The sequence below is a fragment of the Pseudomonas sp. NPDC088414 genome (assembly GCF_044753325.1).
In the GTDB taxonomy this organism is placed as follows: domain Bacteria; phylum Pseudomonadota; class Gammaproteobacteria; order Pseudomonadales; family Pseudomonadaceae; genus Aquipseudomonas.
Window position 1 is genome coordinate 150,011 of the sequence record NZ_JBIVMY010000006.1, and the last position, 18,834, is coordinate 168,844.

The window sequence follows — 18,834 nt, forward strand, 5'->3', positions numbered from 1 at the left end:
TCTTCGCTGGCAAGCCAGCTCCCACAGGGGGCGGTGGTATCTATGGACGTTATATGGGAATCTTGTCCGCCCCCGCACACTCAAGGATTGAATGTGAACGCCCGCCTGATCATCACCGCCCGTTTGATCTCAGACTTCGGCGCTTTCCTCAACATGGTCGCGCTGGCGACGTACGTCTACCTGCTGAGCAACAGCGCCATGAGCGTCGGGATTTTCCTCGCCAGTCGGGTTGGCGGGGGGATTTTCGCCAGCCTGATCGGCACACGGTTCTATCGGCGCTGGAATGGCCGGGTACCGCTGATGGCCTTCGATCTGCTGCGCGCGGCGTTGCTCGGTCTGCTGTTGATCCTGCCAGTGAGCCAGCAGGCGTTGCTGTTGCCGGTAATCGCTTTCGGCCTGGGCTTTGGCAACTCGATGTTCGCCATCGGCCTCAACAGCCAGTTGCCGAGGCTGATCGCCCCGGCGCAGCTACTGAAAACCAACGCCTGGATCACCTCGGCGTCATCGGCGGCGATGGTTGGCGGCAGTCTGGTCTCGGGGTTGCTGGTGGCGGCATTCGGCTTCGAAACGGTGTTCGCGCTCAACGCACTGACCTATCTGCTGGCGGCGCTGTTGATTGCGCCGTTGCGCTTCGCCGCTGCAGAAGTCAGCGAACAATCGGCCAGCGAACGCGGCGAATGGTCAGCCCTGAAACAAGGCCTGCGCAGTGCCCCGGTGATTGCGGCGATGCTCGCCGTGACCATGGCCGACACCTTGGGCAGTGCCGCGCACAACGTCGGGTTCCCGATCATCTCCAGACTGCTGACACCCGATTCGGCCAGCACCACGCTGGGCCTGATGCTAGCGGTGTGGGCCAGCGGCAAACTGCTCGGCGCACGGATTGCCAGTCGCCTCAAAGGCACGGATAACCGTGATCTGGAGCGACGGTATTTCTTCGGGGTGGCGTTGATGTCCTGCGGCTTTATCCTGATGTTCCAGCAGCACAGCCTGCTCGGCCTGCTGCTGTTTTCCCTGCCGGCGGGGTTGGGTGATGGCGTTTCCGAAGTCGGCCTGATGTCGCGCCTGCAACGTGAGCCTGAGCATTTACGGCTGCCGATTTTCAGTTTCCTGACCTTGCTGCAAATGACCGGGTTTGGCGTCGGCATGCTGATTGCCGCGCCGTTCTACGAATGGTGGACGCCGGGTGCCGTGGTCATGCTGTTCCACGGCATCCCGCTCGGTACGCTGTTGACCGTGAAGTTGCTGGCGCTCAGGCGCGGGCGGGTTGCGCGCAGCAGCCCGACGCCAGCTCCTTGAGGATCGGACAGTCGGGACGATGGTCGCCATTACAGTGCTCGACCAGATCCTGCAGGGTGTCGCGCAACTCGCCGAGTTCGCGGATCTTCTGATTCAGTTCGTCGATGTGCTGACGCGCTAGCGCTTTCACATCGGCACTGGCACGTTGGCGATCCTGCCACAGGGTCAGCAGCTTGCCGACTTCCTCCAGGGAAAACCCCAAGTCCCGCGAACGCTTGATGAACGCCAGGGTGTGCAGGTCATCATCGCTGTAGACCCGGTAGCCGCTGTCGGTGCGATGGGCCGCCTTGAGCAGGCCGATCGACTCGTAATAGCGGATCATCTTTGCGCTCAGGCCACTGTGCCGGGCCGCTTGGCCGATGTTCATCGGTGTTCCTCCAGATCCTTCGGTTTCCAGGTTTTCAACAGTAGCGCATTGCTCACCACGCTGACGCTCGACAGCGCCATCGCCGCGCCGGCCAGCACCGGGTTGAGGAAGCCGAGCGCCGCCAGCGGAATGCCGATCAGGTTGTAGACGAAGGCCCAGAACAGGTTCTGGCGGATCTTCGCGTAGGTCTTGCGGCTGATCTCCAGTGCCGCCGGCACCAGCCGTGGATCCCCGCGCATCAGGGTGATACCGGCGGCGTGCATCGCCACGTCGGTGCCGCCGCCCATGGCGATGCCGATGTCCGCTGCGGCCAGTGCCGGGGCGTCGTTGATGCCATCGCCGACCATCGCCACCACGCCGGTTTTCTTCAGCTCAGCGACAGTGGCGGCTTTGTCGGCGGGCAGCACTTCGGCGAGCACGTTCTCGATGCCCAAAGCCTCGGCGACCACTGTCGCGCTGCCACGGTTGTCGCCCGTCAGCAGATGGCTGTGGATATCGCGGGCGGCCAGTTGTTGCACTGCTTGCAATGCGCCGGGCTTGAGCGTGTCACCGAAGGCGAACAGGCCGATTACGCGCGGTTCAGGACTTTGCTCGATCAGCCACGATAAGGTCCGGCCTTCGCTTTCCCAGGCCTCGGCGGATTCGTCGAGATTGCCGGCGCCCAGGCCGCTTTCTTCCAGCAAACGCCGATTGCCCAGCGCCAGACGCCGACCGCCAAGATTGCCGGCGATGCCACGCCCGGTCAGGGACTGGCTGTCGCTGACATCCGGCACGTTCAGGCCACGCTCGGCGGCCGCGTCCAGCACGGCTTTGGCCAGCGGATGTTCGCTGCCGCGTTGCAGGGCACCGGCCGTTGTCAGCAACCTATTCTCATCGCCATCCACCGCGCTCAAATGCGCGATGCGTGGCGTGCCGGAAGTCAGCGTGCCGGTCTTGTCGAAGACCACGTTGTCGACTTCATGGGCACGTTCCAGCGCTTCGGCGTCCTTGATCAGAATCCCGTGACGCGCGGCCACGCCGGTGCCGGCCATGATCGCTGTCGGCGTGGCGAGACCGAGGGCACACGGACAGGCAATCACCAGCACGGCGACGGCGTTGATCAACGCGGTCTCCATGGGCGCGCCGTACAGCCACCAGCCGATCAGCGTCGCCAAAGCGATCAGCAACACGGTGGGCACGAACACCTGGCTGACTTTATCCACCAGTTTCTGGATCGGCGCTTTCGCCGCCTGAGCGTCCTCCACCAGACGGATGATCCGCGCCAGCACGCTTTCTGCACCGAGGGCAGTGGTGCGCACCAGCAGGCGACCTTCACCGTTGATCGCGCCGCCGGTGACCGTGTCGCCCGGCTGTTTTGGCACTGGCAGGCTTTCACCGCTGATCAAGGCTTCGTCAGCGTGGCTCTGGCCTTCCAGCACTTCACCGTCCACCGGAAAGCGTTCGCCAGGTTTGACCAGAACCAGATCGTTGAGGCGCAGGGCACTGATTGCCACGTCCTGTTCGCGACCGTCGATGACTTGAATCGCCCGCTCCGGGCGCAAGGCTTCGAGGGCGCGGATGGCGCTGGCGGTCTGGCGTTTGGCGCGGCTTTCCAGGTATTTGCCGAGCAGCACCAAGGCAATCACCACGGCTGAGGCTTCGAAATACAGATGCGGCATGCGCCCGGCGGCGGTGGCCCATTCGTACAGGCTCAAGCCATAACCGGCGCTGGTGCCGAGGGCGACCAGCAAGTCCATGTTGCCGGCGCCGGCGCGCACGGCTTTCCACGCGGCCACGTAAAACCGTGCACCAAAAATGAATTGCACCGGGGTGGCGAGGGCGAATTGCGCCCAGGCCGGAAGCATCCAGTGAATGCCGAACGGTTGCAGCAGCATTGGCAACACCAGCGGCAAGGCCAAGGCGATCGCGCAGATCAGCGCCCAGCGCTCATGTTGCAGGCGCTGTTGCTGGTTATCGGTGGCCGGATGTTCGGCTTGCCAGACGCTGGCCGAGTAGCCGGCCTTGCTCACAGCATCGAGCAGCGACTGAATATCGACCTGACCGAGCCATTCGAGGTGCGCGCGTTCGTTGGCGAGGTTGACGCTGACGCTCTTCACCCCGGGGACTTTGTTCAGGGCGCGTTCGACGCGACCGACGCACGAGGCGCAGGTCATGCCGTCGATGCTCAATTCCATGGTCTGCTGCGGCACGCTGTAACCGGCGCGCTGCACCGCCTCCATCAACGCCGGCAAGCTGTCGCCGGGCGCCTGGACGCGGGCCTGTTCGGTGGCGAGATTGACGCTGACGGCACTGGCGCCGCTGACTTTGCGCAACGCCCGCTCGACACGCCCGGCGCAACTGGCGCAGGTCATGCCGGCAATCGGCAGATCGAAAGTGATGGAATCGGACATCGGTCTTACTCCCTGTAGAAGATGCCTACAAGGATCAACCTTGCCACGCGGGCAAGGTCAAGCGCCAATATTTGACTCACTACACAAATAGTGTGGGAGCGGGCTTGCTCGCGAATGCGGTGTGTCAGTCAACATCATCGCTGAATGACACAGCGCATTCGCGAGCAAGCCCGCTCCCACATTTGGAGTTTTGCTTAGTATTCGAGGGCGGCAGGTCGCAGGTACAAGCCTTTGGCATTTGCCGCGATCCGGTACTTGAGCACATCGCCGGCCTTGAGCGAGATCTCCTGCGCCGGCGGCGCGAGCATGCCTGCCTGGCAACCCGGCACCTGGCCGGGCAATTGTTTCAGCCGAATGGAAATCGTGCCGTGGGGCAGGTTGAACGAAGTGGTCTGCTCCTGAAGCAGGCGCGCCGCGAGCTCATCATTGATATACACGCCAATCTCGCAGGGAGTCGGCACTTCCAGGCGCTCGCGCGAGATGATCAGTACGGCGTAGTCCTCGCCGGTCGCGTTGGCCTGGGGCAGGGCGGCAAAGAGGCTGAGCAGGCCAAACAGGCTGAAAGCTGACCAGCGCATGGCTGAATCTCCTGAATTTGAGTCATTGATGCACGCAGCTTGGCTGAGCGCGACGCCGATTGCCAGCCCGGCAGTTTTTCGCAGAACTTGACCTTGCCATGGTGGCAAGCTCGACACTGCCGGCAACCTCACTCAAAGGAGTCCATCCATGCAAGTGTTCAACGTTCAAGGCATGTCCTGCGGTCACTGCGTCAAAGCCATTACCAACGCGGTGCAGGCGAAAGATCCGGCGGCCAGCGTGCGGGTCGATCTGGGGGCCAAGGAAGTTGGCGTCGAGAGTACGCTGAGTGCCGAGCAGGTGATCGAGGTGATCAGTGAAGAAGGCTACCCGGTAAAACTCGCCGGATAATGATAAATCCCCTGTGGCGAGGGAGCTTGCTCCCGTCGGGTCGCGAAGCGGCCCTTTTTCCAATTGAAAAACACTGGGCCTGCTGCGCAGGCCAGCGGGAGCAAGCTCCCTCGCCACAGGTTTCAGGTGTAGGTCATCTGATTTCTAATAGTTAGCGAGCTATCGGAATGTTCAAGGTGTCTCAGCGCGGCTAGACTGTCGGGCTGCCGACTCCTATCCCACCTGGATGCCTGATGAACTTCCGTACCATTCTGATTCTCGGTGCCTTGAGCGCCTTCGGTCCGCTGGCGATCGACTTCTATTTGCCCGCGTTTCCGTCGATGGCGCTGGCCTTTGGCACTGATGAAAAGCATGTGCAGCTGACCTTGGCGGCCTATTTCGCCGGCCTGTCGATCGGGCAGTTGCTTTACGGCCCGGTGGCCGACCGTTTTGGGCGGCGCCTGCCATTGCTTGGCGGGGTCGGCCTGTTCACCCTGGCCTCGCTGGCCTGTGCCTACGCACCGAATCTGGAATGGCTGATCGGCGCGCGTTTCGTTCAGGCGCTGGGCGGTTGCGCGGGGATGGTGATTTCCCGGGCGGTGGTCAGTGACAAGTGCGATGCGGTTGGTTCGGCGAAAGTCTTCTCGCAGTTGATGCTGGTGATGGGCCTGGCCCCGATCCTCGCGCCGCTGCTCGGCGGTCTGTTGGTCAACACCACGGGTTGGCAGTCGATCTTCCTCGTGCTGACCGGCTTCAGTGCGCTGGCGGGCTTGGCTGTGGCGCTGGGTCTGCCGGAAAGTCTGCCGGCCCATGTGCCGCGCCAGCCACTGTCCGGTGCGTTGCGCCAATACGGCCGGTTGTTCGGCGACCGGGTGTTTCTCGGCCACGCCCTGACCGGCGGTATCGCCGTCGCCGGGATGTTTTCCTATATCGCCGGTTCACCGTTCGTCTTCATCAAGCTCTACGGCGTACCGGCCGAGCATTTCGGCTGGCTGTTCGGCACCAATGCCGCGGGTTTCATTCTGGTGGCCCAGGTTAATGCGCGGCTGTTGGCCAAGCGCGGTCCGGCATTCCTGCTGGCGCGGGCGGTCTGGGTGTATCTGTTGGCCGGTGTGACTTTGCTCGCGGTCAGCTCGATGCACACCGATGCCTTGTGGCCGCTGTTGCTTCCGTTGTTCGTGTGCATTGCCAGCCTCGGCTGCATCCTGCCTAACGCAGCGGCCTGTGCGATGAACGGTCAGGGCGCCCGTGCTGGCAGTGCTTCGGCGCTGATGGGTTGCCTGCAGTTCAGCGTGGCGTCCGGCGCGGCTTCGCTGGTGGGCGTGCTGCACGACGGCAGCGCCATGCCGATGGCCATGGTCATCAGCCTGTGCGGATTACTGGTGGTGAGCGTTGCGATGTACACCCGGCGTTTGCAGAATGCCCGGGCACTGGCGCAAGCACAGGCCGAAGCCTGAAACCTTCAGCCGGCGGCGCGTTGCTGTCCGGGGTCGGGAAACTGATGGGGCGCGTGCAGGCGCGCTTCAAGGGTGCGGGTGAAGGCGAGGGCCTCGGCTTCACTGCGAAAGGTCACGGCGTGCTGGTCCAGACGAACCTGCCATTGAGACTTTGCCACTTCTTTTATCAGGATCTTCATTGCTGACCTCCCTTGTGTAAAAGATGCATCGCAGAGGCTTCGATTGTAGACCTGAATACGATCGCATTTGTGACAACGCTCAAGCATCTGACTGACGGCAAAAAACAGCACCAGCCCTTAAAGGGTCTGGCGCTGATTGCGGCCTTCGGATTCTCAGAAACTTTCTAAAACAATTTTCCCCTTGGCTTTGCCACTTTCCAGCAACTCGTGCGCGCGACGCAGGTTCGCCGCATTGATCGTGCCGAAATGTTCGCCCACCGTAGTTTTCAAAGTCCCCGCATCAATCAGCTCGGCCACGCGGTTGAGCAGTTTGTGCTGCTCGATCATGTCCGGGGTTTCGAACAGCGATCGGGTGTACATGAACTCCCAATGCAGCGACAGGCTCTTGCGCTTGAGCTGGCTCACGTCCAGCGACTTCGGATCGTCGATCAGCGCGAGTTTGCCTTGCGGCGCTAGGGCCTCGACCAGTTGCTCCAGGTGCAGATCGGTCTGGGTCAGGCTGGCGACGTGGGTGACGTGATCAATGCCGGCGCGCTTGAGTTCTTCGCTCAGCGGCTGGCTATGGTCGATCACCAGGTCGGCACCCAGCTCGGTCACCCAGTCGCGAGTCTGTGCACGGGACGCGGTGCCGATGACTTTGAGCCCGGTCAACTGGCTGGCCAGTTGGGTGAGGATCGAACCGACGCCGCCAGCGGCGCCGACGATCAGCAGGCTTTGACCTTCATCGGTCTTGCCCTCACGGATCTGCAGGCGTTCGAACAGCAGTTCCCACGCGGTGATCGCGGTCAGCGGCAGCGCGGCGGCTTCGGCAAAACCGAGGGATTTGGGCATGTGGCCAACAATGCGCTCATCGACCACGTGCAGCTCGCTGTTGCCACCGGCACGGGCGATGGAGCCGGCGTAAAACACTTTGTCGCCGGCCTTGAACAGCGTCACTTCACTGCCGACGGCTTTGACCACACCGGCGACGTCCCAGCCCAGTACTTTTGCTGCGCCGTTTTCCGGCGCCACGTTCTGCCGCACCTTGGTGTCGACCGGGTTGACCGAGATGGCTTTGACTTCCACCAGCAGGTCGCGCGGGCCGGCGACCGGCTCCGGCAGTTCGATGTCTTGCAGCGATTGTTCGTCGCTGATCGGCAGGGAGGCGTAATAGGCGATGGCTTTCATGACTTTCTCCGTAACGGTAATAGAAGAAGGGCTCAGGCGATGGTGCCCAGGCGTTTCAATTGGAAGTGTTCGATGCAGTGGCCGGCGGCGGCCTGGAAGTTCTGAAAATGCGCGCTGGCGTTGTGCGCCTGCAGAATTTCCTCGCTGGCCCAGTGTTCGATCACATAAAAGGTCAGCGGATCGGCGAGGTCGCGGTGCAGGTCGTACTGGCTGCAGCCTTCTTCGGCGCGACTCGGCTCAACCAGTGCACGCAGGGCGTTTTCGAGGGTCTCTTGCTGGCCGGGTTTGGCGATCAGGGTGGCGATGGCGGTGAATGCTTGGGACATGTTTGGCTCCAGTCGCGGGATAAATTCGCTTGAACCCATCATTGGCTATTTCTCGGCGCGATAAAACCGGCTAAAAGAGCAGTCTCTTTCAATATTTTTTTGATAATCGAGGCTGAGAATGCTGCGTTTCGACGATTTACAGTTGTTCGTGCGCGCGGCGGATCTGGGCAGCCTGTCTGCAGCGGCGCGGGTGATGGACATGTCTGCCGCTGTAGCCAGCGCCGCGCTCAAACGCATCGAACAGCAACTGGGCGTGCGTCTGCTCGCGCGTTCGACCCGCAGCCTGCGCCTGACCGCCGAGGGCGAAGGCTTTCTCGAATATGCGCGGGCCGCGTTGAGTTCGCTGGACGAAGGCCGGCGTTTTCTCTCCAGTGCGCAGGATCAGGTCAGCGGCATCCTGCAGTTGTCGGCGCCTTCGGATTTCGGGCGCAACCTGCTGTTGCCGTGGCTCGACGAGTTTCAGCGCGAGCATCCGAAACTGACCGTGCGCCTGTTGCTCGGTGATCGCATCGCCGACCTGTTCCGCCAGCCGGTGGACATCGCCCTGCGCTACGGCGAGCCAGAGGATTCGAGCCTGGTGGCGCTGCCCATCGCTCCGGACAATCGCCGCGTGCTTTGCGCCTCGCCGGCGTATCTGGCGCGCCACGGTGAACCGCGTCAGCTCGAACAGTTGGCGCAGCACAATTGCCTGCTGTACATGCTCGGCAGCCGCGTGCACGACCATTGGAGTTTTCATGACGGCAAACGTGAAGTCGGCCTGACGGTCAGTGGCGATCGCTTCAGCGATGACGCCGACGTCGTGCGGTTGTGGGCGGTGGCGGGGGCTGGAATCGCCTACAAGTCGTGGCTCGACGTTGGCGCGGATGTCCTTGCCGGACGCCTCAAGGTGTTGCTGCCGGAATTGCTCTGTGAGCGTGCTCCGCTGAATTTGTTGTGCGCCCATCGCGCACAATTGAGTAAGCCGGTGAACCTTTTAAGAGAAATGCTCGCCAGCCGATGCGCCGAATTGAGTAGTCAATTTCCGCATTTCCCGAAAGTTGATCATTAGTCGCAGGCAATTAGCGAAATTTCTCTCAGGAACTATCACCATTCGAGTCAGCCACGGCGCAGGAAGCGGCGTGCATCCCGCTTATACTAGCGACCGCCTCAAACCTGCACCGATAACCGGCCAGGACAGAATCCGCGTGGTTTTTCCAGGGCCTGGCGAGCGCTGCACAAACGCCGCGGACACGTCATTGACGGGTGCAGCAGCACCGGCCTGGCGTGCTCCGGTTCACGGCGTTTTACCCGTCTTGGCCGACGACACATTACTGGTCAAGATGTCTTCGAGCAGTAGACGATACGATTCAACAGGGAGTGAACACATGGAACATGCACCTTGCATCAGCCAGATCGCCACGCTGCTGGCCGACCCCAAGCGCAGTGCGATGATGTGGGCGTTGATGGATGGCTCGGCACGCCAGACCGAAGAGCTGGCGCTGCTGGCAGGGTTGTCGCCATCCTCGGCCAGTGCGCATCTGGGGCGTTTGTCCGCCGGGGGCCTGTTGAAAGTCGAGGTCCGTGGACGCAAGCGCTTTTTCCGCCTGGCAGCCCCGGAGATTGCGGCGGCCATCGAAGCCCTGGCCAGTGCCACCATCGCCAGCGCACCGCGAGAAATTCCTCACGTATTCAAACGCTCGACGCCGAGCGCCAATCTCCGGACTGCGCCGTCTTCACTGCTGCGTGCGCGCTTTTGCGATGACCATCTGGGGGGCACGCTGGCTGCCGATCTGTATCAGCGTCTGCTCGATGCCGGCTGGCTCGAACAGATCGAGCAGCGGGTCGTGGTGACCCTCAAAGGCTCGACGCAACTGGCCAACCGCGGGGTATTCATCCAGGCCCTCGCTCATCGCAAGGCTCAGGTGGCGTGTGCCTGTCCGGACTGGAGTGAACGTCGCCCGCACTTGGGCGGTTCACTGGGCGCGGCGGTGCTGCAACTGTTCATGCAGTCCGGCTGGCTGGTGCTGCCCAAGGACTCCCGAGCCTTGCAGGTGACCCCGGCCGGGCAGCGGGAAATCCAGCGTTTCGCCAAGGAAACCGAGCTGGAATTGGCGTAGTAGAGCGTTCGCCGGCCGACACTTCGACGCTGGCGTCGCCTGTGACTGCGAACAGGTCGTATCCAGAAAAAGCGCCGGGGCGTAATCGCGCACACTCGATCTGCACACATTGTGGATGGGGGATGGGGCATGGATACGCGAAACTTCAGCGCGGCAGAACGCCTGGAACGGCTGCCACTCAGCGGTTATCACCGGGTCATTTTCATCATCATCGCCCTGGCATTCTTTTTCGACTCCATGGACCTGGCCATGATGACGTTCCTGCTCGGCTCGATCAAAACCGAATTCGGCTTGAGCAGTGCACAAGCCGGTCTGCTCGCCAGTTCGAGTTTTTTCGGCATGGTGCTGGGGGCGTCGCTGTCGGGCATGCTCGCCGATCGTTTCGGGCGTAAACCGGTGTTTCAGTGGAGCATCGTGCTGTGGGGCGTGGCCAGTTATCTGTGTTCGACCGCGCAAACGGTCGAGAGCCTGACGCTGTTCCGCATCCTGCTGGGGATCGGCATGGGCATGGAGTTTCCGATTGCACAGTCGATGCTTTCCGAGTTGATCCCGGCGCAGCGGCGCGGGCGCAACATTGCATTGATGGACGGTTTCTGGCCGCTGGGTTTTGTCGCCGCCGGAGTGCTGTCGTACTTCCTGCTGCCGCTGATTGGCTGGCGCGACATCTTTCTGGTGTTGGCGGTGCCGGCGGTGTTTGTGCTGGCGATCCGGTTTTTTATCCCCGAATCACCGCGCTGGCTGGAGCAAGCCGGACGCCATGAGGCGGCGGACAAAGTACTGAGCGCGATCGAGGCGCGCGTGCGCACGTCGCTCGGTGTCGAAACGCTGCCTGAGCCGGTGCGCCTGCCAAGGACAGTGACGCCGCCGGGCAATATCTTCTCGGCCCTCAGGCAGATCTGGTCACCGCAATACCGCCAGCGCACGACGATGATCTGGAGCCTGTGGTTTTTCGCCTTGCTCGGGTTTTACGGGCTGACATCGTGGCTCAGTGCATTGTTGCAACAGTCGGGTTTTGCCGTGACCCAGTCGGTGTATTACACCGTGCTGATTTCTCTGGGCGGGATTCCTGGGTTTCTGATGGCGGCGTGGCTGGTGGAGCGCTGGGGGCGCAAACCGGTGTGCATCGTGACGTTGCTCGGCGGCGGGGTGATGGCGTTTCTCTACGGGCAGAGCGCGGTGTTCGGCGGCAACGTCGCGTTGCTGATCAGCTCGGGATTGCTGATGCAGTTTTTCCTGTTCGGCATGTGGGCGGTGCTCTACACCTACACGCCGGAGTTGTACCCGACCTCGGCGCGCGCCACAGGCTCGGGCTTTGCCTCGGCGATTGGCCGCGTCGGCTCGCTGCTCGGACCGCTGGTGACCGGGTTGGTATTCCCGATTACCGGGCAGGGCGGGGTGTTTGCGCTGGGGGCGCTGTGCTTTGCGATTGCGGCGGGGGTGGTGTGGCTGTTCGGGATGGAGACGCGGGGCAAGACGCTGGAAGAGCTGACTGAACTCGAGATTTCCAGCTAAACACAACTCCTGTGGGAGCGGGCTTGCCCGCGATGGCGGACTGTCAGTCAACATTGATGTTGGAACTGATGGCCTCATCGCGGGCAAGCCCGCTCCCACAGTTTTTGTATTGCTCTTTAAGGTTTTACCAGACGCGCATCCAGGCTGTTCTGCGCCAGGCGTTTAGCTTGATCCTGGGTCATGCCCAGGTGTTCATGCAGCGCATGGAAGTTCTCGGTGACGTAACCGCCGAAGTACGCCGGGTCATCCGAGTTCACCGTGACCTTCACCCCACGCTCGAGCATGTCGAGGATGTTGTGCTGCGACATGTGATCGAACACGCAGAGCTTGGTGTTCGACAGCGGGCACACGGTCAGCGGAATCTGCTCGTCGATGATCCGCTGCATCAGGCGCTCGTCTTCGATGGCGCGTACGCCATGGTCGATGCGCTGGATTTTCAGCAGGTCGATGGCTTCCCAGATGTATTCCGGCGGGCCTTCTTCACCGGCGTGGGCGACGGTCAGGAAGCCTTCGTGACGGGCGCGGTCGAACACACGCTGGAACTTGCTTGGCGGGTGACCCATCTCGGAGCTGTCCAGGCCGACGGCGACAAATGCATCACGGAACGGCAGCGCCTGATCGAGGGTTTTCTGCGCTTCGTCTTCGCTCAGGTGGCGCAGGAAGCTCAGGATCAAACCGCTGGTGATGCCCAGTTGCTGCTCGCCATCCCTGAGTGCCGCGGCGATACCGTTGAGCACCACTTCAAACGGGATGCCCCGGTCGGTGTGGGTCTGCGGGTCGAAGAACGGTTCGGTGTGAATCACGTTCTGCGCTTTGCAGCGCAGCAGGTAGGCCCAGGTCAGGTCGTAGAAATCCTGCGAGGTGCGCAGTACGTCGGCGCCCTGGTAATACAGGTCGAGGAATTCCTGCAGGTTGTTGAAGGCGTAAGCCTTGCGCAGGGTTTCGACATCGCTCCACGGCAGGGCGATCTTGTTGCGTTCGGCCAGGGCGAACAGCAACTCAGGCTCCAGCGAGCCTTCCAGATGCAGGTGCAGTTCGGCCTTGGGCAGGGCGTTGAGCCAATCGTACATATTCTTTTCTCATCAGGTGCAGATGGCGGCCATTCTACAGATGCGCGCCGAAACAATTGGCAAAACCTGACCAAGCGATCCATCACACCGCTTGCGGTTCACGGCGGTAGGCGTAGGTATCGGCGAAGCGTGACAGCAGGAATTCGGCGCAGGTGGTGGTCGGATATTTCGCCGGGTGCTGTGCGTCCTGGCAACCGGGCAGGCATTCGATGCGGGTGTCCGGGTGCGGTTCGGCGAAGAACGGCATCGAATAGCGATCCACCCCCAGCGGACTGATCACCCGATGCGGGGTCGAGCGATAACGGTCGTTGCTCCAGCGCGCCATCATGTCACCGAGGTTGACCACGAATGTGCCTTCGATGGGCGGCGCATCGATCCATTCGCCATTGACGTTCTTCACTTGCAGGCCGCCGGCGCTGTCCTGGTAGAGCAGGGTGATGCAGCCGTAATCGGTGTGCGCGCCGGCGCCTTGCTGCTCGGCGCTGCTGGCGGTGCGGCGCGGCGGGTAGTGGATCAGCCGCAGCACACTGACCGGCTGATTGAAGCGGGTGTCGAAGAAGTCGCGCTCGATCCCCATCGCAATCGTCATTGCCCGCAGCAGAGTTTGCGCGAGCGCCTGCATGTCGAGGTAGTGCTGCTCCAGCAGCGTTTCCCAACCGGCGATTGGCGGATGACGATTGGGCCCGCGCAAGGGTTTTTCCGCTAGCACTTCAGGATGGTTCGCCGGCAGGTGTAGGCCCATGTCGAAGGTTTCTTTGAGGTCGCTGGGTTTGTCGGGATCGAGCTGTTCGGTGGCGATGGCGCCGTAGCCGCGATGATGGCGGGTCTGGGTGATGTCGATCCTGAGTTTTTCCTCGGTCGGTTGCGCAAAAAAACGCTGGGCGTGGTCGAGCAGCGAGTCGATGCGCTGTGCGGAAATCGGGTGACCCTTGATGTAGAAGAAGCCCCATTCGCGGCAGGCTTTGTCGATCTGTGCGGCGACGGTGGGCCAGGCGCTCTGGTCGGCGCTGTAGAGCGGTGAGATGTCGATGATCGGGAGCTGATCCATACACAATCCTTGAGAACACTGAAGATCAAATGTGGGAGCTGGCTTGCCAGCGATAGCGGTCTGACAGGCAACAATGATGTCGAATGTGAGGGCCTCATCGCTGGCAAGCCAGCTCCCACAGGGTCCGTGTCGGTAGTAAAAATTACTTCGGCATCTCGGCCTTCATCCCTTCCACGTAATAGTTCATCGACGCCAATTCCGCATTCGTCGCACTCACGCCCGCCGGGATTTTCTCCACGCCGGCCTGATCCTTGATCGGCCCGGTGAACGGTTGCAGCGCACCGCTCTTGATGTCGGCAATGATCTGCTCGGCCTCGGCTTTCACCGGTGCCGGCACCAGATCGCTGATCGGCAGTTCAACCGTGCCTTCCTTCAGCCCACCCCAGTAGTCCTGGGACTTCCAGTTGTGGTCGATCACGCTTTGCGTGGCCTGAATGTAGTGCGGCGCCCAGTCGTTGACGATCGAAGTCAGCACCGCTTTCGGGCCGAAGTGCGCCATGTCCGAGGCGTAACCCACGGCGTACACGCCACGCCGTTCGGCGGCCTGAATCGGCGCCGGGCTGTCGGTGTGCTGGAACACCACGTCCACACCCTGATCGATCAGCGCGTTGGCGGCATCGGCTTCCTTGCCCGGATCGAACCACGAGTTGACCCACACCACTTTGATTTCGGTGCCGGGGTTGTACTTGTTCAGCGCCAGCTGGATGGCGTTGATGTCGCGGATCACTTCCGGAATCGGGAACGAGGCGACGTAACCGATCTTCTTGGTCTTGGTCATCTTCGCCGCGAGGAAACCGCCGACGTAACGCCCCTCGTAAGTGCGCGCCAGATAGGTGCCGAGGTTCTTGTCCTGCTTGTAGCCGGTGGCGTGTTCGAAGGTCACCTTGGGAAACTGTTTGGCGACTTTCAGCGTCGGGTTCATGTAGCCGAAAGAGGTGGTGAAGATCAGGTCGTAGTTGTCCTTGGCCATGTTGCGAATCACCCGCTCGGCGTCGGCACCCTCGGCCACATTCTCGACGTAATTGGTGCTGATCTGCGCGCCGAATTTCTCCGCCAGCGCCTTGCGCCCCTGTTCATGCTGATACGTCCAGCCGTGGTCGCCGATCGGGCCGATGTAAACGAAACCGACCTTCAGCGGATCGGCAGCGCTGGCGCTCAGGCTTATCCCCAGACCGATGGCGGCGCACAGCAGTTTGTGCAGCGGACGTATGTGCATGAATTGGAGCTCCATTTTGTTGTGTGTGGTCAGGAGCAATGCAAATTGCTGACCAACAGGACAACAAAGCCAAAGATCGCAGCCTGCGGCAGCTCCTACAGGGGATGCGCAACCTGTAGGAGCTGCCGCAGGCTGCGATCTTTTCAGCGCCGGAACCAACGCAGTGCAAGCCAGCGGATTCACGCTATCGGCTGGTGCGCTAAGGTGTAACGAAACGTTAGCGCCACGCCGCAGTCAGTAGCTCATTCGAATCTCTCGGCAAAAAGGCCCGCCATGCTCACGATCCTCAAGCAAGAAAGCTTTCTGCTGCTGGCGGTGATTGCCGCGTGCATCGCCTATCCACTGGAACACTGGATGCTCCACAGCGGGCAGATCGTCGCGTTGATTTCGGGTCTGGTTCTGATCGCCTTTATCGTTGCCGCCTCGATGCGCGTCGCTCATCAGGCCGAACTGCTCGCAGAAAAAGTCGGCGACCCTTACGGCACGATGATCCTGACCCTCGCCGCGGTGCTGGTGGAAGTGGTGATCCTGGCGATCATGATGAGCAACGAAGCCTCGGCCACACTGGTGCGGGACACGATCTACTCGGCGGTGATGCTCGACATCAACGGCATCCTCGGCCTCGCCGCGTTGATGGGTGGGCTCAAGCACGGCGAGCAGTCGTACAACGACGATTCGGCGCGCAGTTACAGCGTGATGATTCTCACCGCCATGGGCGTGTCGATGGTGGTGCCGGAGTTTATTCCGGCGGCCAACTGGAAGGTTTATTCGGCGTTCACCATCGGTGCGATGGTGGTGCTTTACGCGCTGTTCCTGCGCATGCAGGTCGGGCCGCACAGTTACTTTTTCAGCTACAGCTACCCGGATAAACGCCGCAAGAAAGAACCGGTGGAAGATGAACCGAAACCGCTGAGCCTGACTTGGTCGATCGGCATTCTGGTGTTCGGCGTGGTGGTGATCGGCGCTCTGGCCGAAGTGATGTCCAAGACCCTCGATCTGGGCCTGGAAGGTACGGGCGCACCGCCGGTGATCACGGCGATTCTGGTGGCGGCGATTTCCGCAGCGCCGGAGATTCTGACGGCGTTGCGTGCCGCGTTGGCCAATCGCATGCAATCGGTGGTGAACATTGCGATGGGCGCGTCACTGTCGACGGTCATTTTGACGGTGCCGGTGATGGAGGCGATGGCGCTGTACACCGGCCAGCCATTTCAAATGGCAATGACCCCGGTGCAGACGGTGATGATCTTCATCACGCTGATCGTCAGTGCGATCAACCTCAATGACGGCGAGACCAATGCCATCGAAGGCATGACGCACTTTGTGCTGTTTGCGACGTTCATCATGCTGTCGCTACTGGGCCTCTAGAAACACCACAAATCCCCCTGTAGGAGCTGCCGCAGGCTGCGATCTTTTGATCTTGTTTTAAAATCAAAATCAAAATCAAAATCAAGATCAAAAGATCGCAGCCTGCGGCAGCTCCTACAGGGTTCTTTATTGGATCAGGTGCCGGCGATCAACTGGCGAGCCGCCTGGCTGTGATCGGCGATCAGGCCTTTGAGGTCAAGACCTTCGACTTGCCCATCAATCACCCGCCACTTGCCGCCAATCATCACCCGGTCCGCACGATCCGCACCGCACAACAACAGCGCCGAAATCGGATCATGACTGCCCGAGAAGCGCAGTTCATCGAGCTTGAACAACGCCAGATCCGCCTGCTTGCCCACCGCCAGCTCGCCAATGTCGGTACGCCCCAGCAGGCTCGCCGAGCCTTTGGTCGCCCAGCCGAGCACGCGCTCCGGGGTGATTTTTTCCGCACCATAACGCAGACGCTGGATGTACAGCGCCTGCCGCGCTTCGAGAATCATGTTCGACGCGTCGTTGGAGGCCGAACCGTCCACGCCCAGACCGAACAACGCACCAGCATCGGTCAGATCGATGCTCGGGCAGATGCCGGAGGCCAGGCGCATGTTCGAACTCGGGCAATGGCAGATACCGGTGCCGGCCTGGCCGAGGCGGGCGATTTCGTCCGGGTTGAAGTGGATGCCATGGGCCAGCCAGGTGCGCGGGCCGAGCCAGCCGACGCTGTCCAGGTAGTCCACGGTGCGCAGGCCGAAACGCTGCAGGCAGAAATCTTCTTCGTCGAGGGTTTCGGCCAGATGCGTGTGCAGGCGCACGTCGAGTTTATTCGCCAGTTCGGCGCTGGCGGACATGATCTCCGGGGTTACCGAGAACGGCGAGCACGGGGCCAGCGCGATCTGGATTTGCGCACCGTCGCCGCGCTCGTGGTACTCGTGAATCAGGCGCTGGCTGTCGTCGAGAATCACCTGACCTTCCTGCACGGTCTGCTGCGGCGGCAGGCCACCGTCCTTCTCGCCGAGGCTCATCGAACCGCGGGTGAGCATGGCGCGCATGCCCAGTTCACGCACGGTGTCGACTTGCACGTCGATGGCGTTTTCCAGACCGTCCGGGAACAGATAGTGATGGTCGGCGGCGGTGGTGCAACCCGACAGCAGCAATTCAGCCAAAGCCACTTTCGTCGCGAGGGCGAGTTTTTCCGGGGTCAGCCGTGCCCACACCGGATACAGGGTTTTCAGCCACGGGAACAGCGGCTGATTGACCACCGGCGCCCAGGCGCGAGTCAGGGTTTGATAGAAGTGGTGATGGGTGTTGATCAGGCCCGGCAGGACCACATGCTCGCGGGCATCGAACACGTCATTGCATGGCGCGGACGGTTGCTGACCGGCTGCCAGCACTTCGACGATCACGCCGTCTTGCAGCACCAGACCGCCACGGGCATCAAGCGCGTTGGCCGTGAAAATGGCGAGGGGATTTTTTAACCAGGTACGGGTCGCAGGCATTGTGGCCGGCTCCTCTGAAAGTTGGGTTCAGGGTTGCCAGCTCAGTGTTGCCCTGTCTGCTGATCCAGGGTCGCCGCGAAGGACGAGGCGCGCAGTTTCAAACAAATCGCCGGATCGGGCAAGCCCAACCCGACCGCCAACACAATCCCCTGTAGGAGCTGCTGCAGGCTGCGATCTTTTGATTTTGTTTTTCAAGATCAAAAGATCGCAGCCTGCGGCAGCTCCTACAGGGGGGGGCAGTGCTTACCAGGGAATGGTCTCGCCCTTGTAGTTGATGAAGTGATGCCCGCCCTTGCCGGTGTACGCATTCACCTGATCAATCAGCCCGCGAGTGCTGGTCTCTACATCCAGGTCGGCACCTTCACCGCCCATATCCGTTTTCACCCAGCCCGGATGCAACGACAGCACGGTGAGTTTCTGCTCGCCCAGTTGCGTGACAAAACTATTGGTCATCGAGTTCAGCGCGGCCTTGCTCGCCTTGTACAGCGCCAGCTCCGGCGCGTCGGGTACGGTGACGCTGCCCAGACCGGAGCTCATGAACGCCAGCACGCCGCTGCCGTCGCGGATCTGCCCGACGAAGCGCTGTGCGAGGTTGATCGGCGCCACGGCGTTGGTGAAAAACAGTTGCCCGACTTCGGCCAGTGTCGCGCCGCCCGGGGTTTGCACCTCCGGGCCTTTGACCCCGGCGTTGACGAACAACAGGTCGAAGGTCTCGCCCTTGAGCTGCTGGCTCAGGGCGATCACCGCTTGCTGGTCGTCCATGTCGAGTTTCTCGATCCGCACCTTGCCCAGCGCTTGCAGCGCCTCGGCCTTTTGCGGATTGCGCACGGTGGCGGTCACTTGCCAGCCATCGGCCAGCAGGGTTTTCACCAGCCCGAGGCCCAAGCCACGAGAGGCGCCGATGATCAGTGCGTGTTTTGCCTGGGACATGACGGGATTCCTTGAA

The 18,834-nt window shown here is 61.6% G+C and carries 18 protein-coding genes; 7 read left to right on the forward strand and 11 right to left on the reverse strand.

Going from position 1 to position 18,834, the window contains the following annotated elements; all coding sequences use genetic code 11:
- Window positions 1-42 precede the first annotated feature (42 nt).
- The gene (locus ACIP8I_RS09300) at window positions 43-1,296 is read left to right on the forward strand and encodes an MFS transporter (protein ID WP_400760445.1); all 1,254 of its coding nucleotides are present in this window, start codon (window positions 43-45) and stop codon (window positions 1,294-1,296) included.
- On the opposite strand, the gene cueR is transcribed toward ACIP8I_RS09300, so the two are convergent.
- The 3 genes from cueR to ACIP8I_RS09315 form a co-directional block, all read right to left on the reverse strand.
- A complete protein-coding gene (cueR, locus tag ACIP8I_RS09305) occupies window positions 1,250-1,663 on the reverse strand; it encodes a Cu(I)-responsive transcriptional regulator (protein ID WP_007962968.1) in 414 nt (137 codons plus the stop codon). The genes ACIP8I_RS09300 and cueR overlap by 47 nt on opposite strands.
- Window positions 1,660-4,053: a heavy metal translocating P-type ATPase gene (locus ACIP8I_RS09310; RefSeq protein WP_400760448.1), complete on the reverse strand. Its 2,394-nt coding sequence runs from the start codon at window positions 4,051-4,053 to the stop codon at window positions 1,660-1,662. Before ACIP8I_RS09310 ends, cueR begins: the two co-directional genes overlap by 4 nt.
- A 194-nt stretch (window positions 4,054-4,247) precedes the next feature.
- Entirely contained in the window at window positions 4,248-4,631 is a 384-nt protein-coding gene (locus ACIP8I_RS09315) for a hypothetical protein (RefSeq protein WP_108591241.1), read from the reverse strand.
- Between the two features lie 148 nt (window positions 4,632-4,779).
- On the opposite strand from ACIP8I_RS09315, the gene ACIP8I_RS09320 reads away from it, so the two are divergent.
- Window positions 4,780-4,980, forward strand: a complete 201-nt coding sequence (locus ACIP8I_RS09320) for a heavy-metal-associated domain-containing protein (protein ID WP_400760450.1) — start codon at window positions 4,780-4,782, stop codon at window positions 4,978-4,980.
- Between the two features lie 233 nt (window positions 4,981-5,213).
- Window positions 5,214-6,416, forward strand: coding sequence for a multidrug effflux MFS transporter (locus ACIP8I_RS09325; RefSeq protein WP_007962963.1), 1,203 nt, complete (start codon window positions 5,214-5,216; stop codon window positions 6,414-6,416).
- A 5-nt stretch (window positions 6,417-6,421) separates the two neighbouring features.
- Here the strand turns inward: ACIP8I_RS09325 and ACIP8I_RS09330 are convergent, their stop codons facing one another.
- The 3 genes from ACIP8I_RS09330 to ACIP8I_RS09340 all read right to left on the reverse strand — a co-directional run bounded on the left by ACIP8I_RS09330 (window position 6,422) and on the right by ACIP8I_RS09340 (window position 8,088).
- The gene (locus ACIP8I_RS09330) at window positions 6,422-6,595 is read right to left on the reverse strand and encodes a hypothetical protein (RefSeq protein ID WP_007962962.1); all 174 of its coding nucleotides are present in this window, start codon (window positions 6,593-6,595) and stop codon (window positions 6,422-6,424) included.
- A 153-nt stretch (window positions 6,596-6,748) separates the two neighbouring features.
- Window positions 6,749-7,762 (reverse strand): zinc-binding alcohol dehydrogenase family protein, encoded by a 1,014-nt coding sequence (locus ACIP8I_RS09335; protein WP_400760453.1) that lies wholly within the window; start codon window positions 7,760-7,762, stop codon window positions 6,749-6,751.
- A 32-nt stretch (window positions 7,763-7,794) separates the two neighbouring features.
- A complete protein-coding gene (locus ACIP8I_RS09340; RefSeq protein ID WP_400760456.1) occupies window positions 7,795-8,088 on the reverse strand; it encodes a putative quinol monooxygenase in 294 nt (97 codons plus the stop codon).
- Between the two features lie 118 nt (window positions 8,089-8,206).
- Here ACIP8I_RS09340 and ACIP8I_RS09345 point away from each other — a divergent pair, with 118 nt between their 5' ends.
- From ACIP8I_RS09345 to ACIP8I_RS09355, 3 genes are all read left to right on the forward strand, one after another.
- Window positions 8,207-9,136 (forward strand): LysR family transcriptional regulator, encoded by a 930-nt coding sequence (locus ACIP8I_RS09345; RefSeq protein WP_007962958.1) that lies wholly within the window; start codon window positions 8,207-8,209, stop codon window positions 9,134-9,136.
- 316 nt (window positions 9,137-9,452) lie between these two features.
- A complete protein-coding gene (locus ACIP8I_RS09350; RefSeq protein ID WP_400760458.1) occupies window positions 9,453-10,184 on the forward strand; it encodes an ArsR/SmtB family transcription factor in 732 nt (243 codons plus the stop codon).
- A gap of 129 nt (window positions 10,185-10,313) precedes the next feature.
- Window positions 10,314-11,696: an MFS transporter gene (locus tag ACIP8I_RS09355; protein WP_400760461.1), complete on the forward strand. Its 1,383-nt coding sequence runs from the start codon at window positions 10,314-10,316 to the stop codon at window positions 11,694-11,696.
- A 116-nt stretch (window positions 11,697-11,812) separates the two neighbouring features.
- Here ACIP8I_RS09355 and ACIP8I_RS09360 read toward each other — a convergent pair whose 3' ends face one another.
- The 3 genes from ACIP8I_RS09360 to ACIP8I_RS09370 all read right to left on the reverse strand — a co-directional run bounded on the left by ACIP8I_RS09360 (window position 11,813) and on the right by ACIP8I_RS09370 (window position 15,030).
- Window positions 11,813-12,766 (reverse strand): adenosine deaminase, encoded by a 954-nt coding sequence (locus tag ACIP8I_RS09360; protein WP_400760463.1) that lies wholly within the window; start codon window positions 12,764-12,766, stop codon window positions 11,813-11,815.
- Between the two features lie 82 nt (window positions 12,767-12,848).
- The gene (locus ACIP8I_RS09365) at window positions 12,849-13,814 is read right to left on the reverse strand and encodes an isopenicillin N synthase family dioxygenase (RefSeq protein WP_400760465.1); all 966 of its coding nucleotides are present in this window, start codon (window positions 13,812-13,814) and stop codon (window positions 12,849-12,851) included.
- Between the two features lie 142 nt (window positions 13,815-13,956).
- Window positions 13,957-15,030, reverse strand: coding sequence for a BMP family ABC transporter substrate-binding protein (locus tag ACIP8I_RS09370; protein WP_367082959.1), 1,074 nt, complete (start codon window positions 15,028-15,030; stop codon window positions 13,957-13,959).
- Window positions 15,031-15,303: 273 nt separating this feature from the next.
- On the opposite strand from ACIP8I_RS09370, the gene ACIP8I_RS09375 reads away from it, so the two are divergent.
- Complete coding sequence (locus tag ACIP8I_RS09375; RefSeq protein ID WP_400760468.1) at window positions 15,304-16,395, forward strand: calcium:proton antiporter; 1,092 nt, start codon at window positions 15,304-15,306, stop codon at window positions 16,393-16,395.
- A gap of 134 nt (window positions 16,396-16,529) precedes the next feature.
- On the opposite strand, the gene ACIP8I_RS09380 is transcribed toward ACIP8I_RS09375, so the two are convergent.
- Entirely contained in the window at window positions 16,530-17,888 is a 1,359-nt protein-coding gene (locus ACIP8I_RS09380) for an 8-oxoguanine deaminase (RefSeq protein ID WP_400760471.1), read from the reverse strand.
- A gap of 243 nt (window positions 17,889-18,131) precedes the next feature.
- Window positions 18,132-18,818: an SDR family oxidoreductase gene (locus ACIP8I_RS09385; RefSeq protein WP_041067945.1), complete on the reverse strand. Its 687-nt coding sequence runs from the start codon at window positions 18,816-18,818 to the stop codon at window positions 18,132-18,134.
- Between the last annotated feature and the right edge of the window lie 16 nt (window positions 18,819-18,834).

Bases quoted from the DNA above. Each gene is read 5' to 3' on its own strand.
- ACIP8I_RS09360 (WP_400760463.1), bottom strand. From the start codon at position 12,766: ATGTACGATTGGCTCAACGCCCTGCCCAAGGCCGAACTGCACCTGCAT.
- ACIP8I_RS09330 (WP_007962962.1), bottom strand. From the start codon at position 6,595: ATGAAGATCCTGATAAAAGAAGTGGCAAAGTCTCAATGGCAGGTTCGT.
- ACIP8I_RS09380 (WP_400760471.1), bottom strand. From the start codon at position 17,888: ATGCCTGCGACCCGTACCTGGTTAAAAAATCCCCTCGCCATTTTCACG.
- ACIP8I_RS09370 (WP_367082959.1), bottom strand. From the start codon at position 15,030: ATGCACATACGTCCGCTGCACAAACTGCTGTGCGCCGCCATCGGTCTG.
- ACIP8I_RS09340 (WP_400760456.1), bottom strand. From the start codon at position 8,088: ATGTCCCAAGCATTCACCGCCATCGCCACCCTGATCGCCAAACCCGGC.
- ACIP8I_RS09335 (WP_400760453.1), bottom strand. From the start codon at position 7,762: ATGAAAGCCATCGCCTATTACGCCTCCCTGCCGATCAGCGACGAACAA.
- ACIP8I_RS09375 (WP_400760468.1), top strand. From the start codon at position 15,304: ATGCTCACGATCCTCAAGCAAGAAAGCTTTCTGCTGCTGGCGGTGATT.
- ACIP8I_RS09350 (WP_400760458.1), top strand. From the start codon at position 9,453: ATGGAACATGCACCTTGCATCAGCCAGATCGCCACGCTGCTGGCCGAC.
- ACIP8I_RS09325 (WP_007962963.1), top strand. From the start codon at position 5,214: ATGAACTTCCGTACCATTCTGATTCTCGGTGCCTTGAGCGCCTTCGGT.
- ACIP8I_RS09385 (WP_041067945.1), bottom strand. From the start codon at position 18,818: ATGTCCCAGGCAAAACACGCACTGATCATCGGCGCCTCTCGTGGCTTG.
- ACIP8I_RS09315 (WP_108591241.1), bottom strand. From the start codon at position 4,631: ATGCGCTGGTCAGCTTTCAGCCTGTTTGGCCTGCTCAGCCTCTTTGCC.
- ACIP8I_RS09310 (WP_400760448.1), bottom strand. From the start codon at position 4,053: ATGTCCGATTCCATCACTTTCGATCTGCCGATTGCCGGCATGACCTGC.
- ACIP8I_RS09365 (WP_400760465.1), bottom strand. From the start codon at position 13,814: ATGGATCAGCTCCCGATCATCGACATCTCACCGCTCTACAGCGCCGAC.
- ACIP8I_RS09300 (WP_400760445.1), top strand. From the start codon at position 43: ATGGACGTTATATGGGAATCTTGTCCGCCCCCGCACACTCAAGGATTG.
- cueR (WP_007962968.1), bottom strand. From the start codon at position 1,663: ATGAACATCGGCCAAGCGGCCCGGCACAGTGGCCTGAGCGCAAAGATG.
- ACIP8I_RS09345 (WP_007962958.1), top strand. From the start codon at position 8,207: ATGCTGCGTTTCGACGATTTACAGTTGTTCGTGCGCGCGGCGGATCTG.
- ACIP8I_RS09355 (WP_400760461.1), top strand. From the start codon at position 10,314: ATGGATACGCGAAACTTCAGCGCGGCAGAACGCCTGGAACGGCTGCCA.
- ACIP8I_RS09320 (WP_400760450.1), top strand. From the start codon at position 4,780: ATGCAAGTGTTCAACGTTCAAGGCATGTCCTGCGGTCACTGCGTCAAA.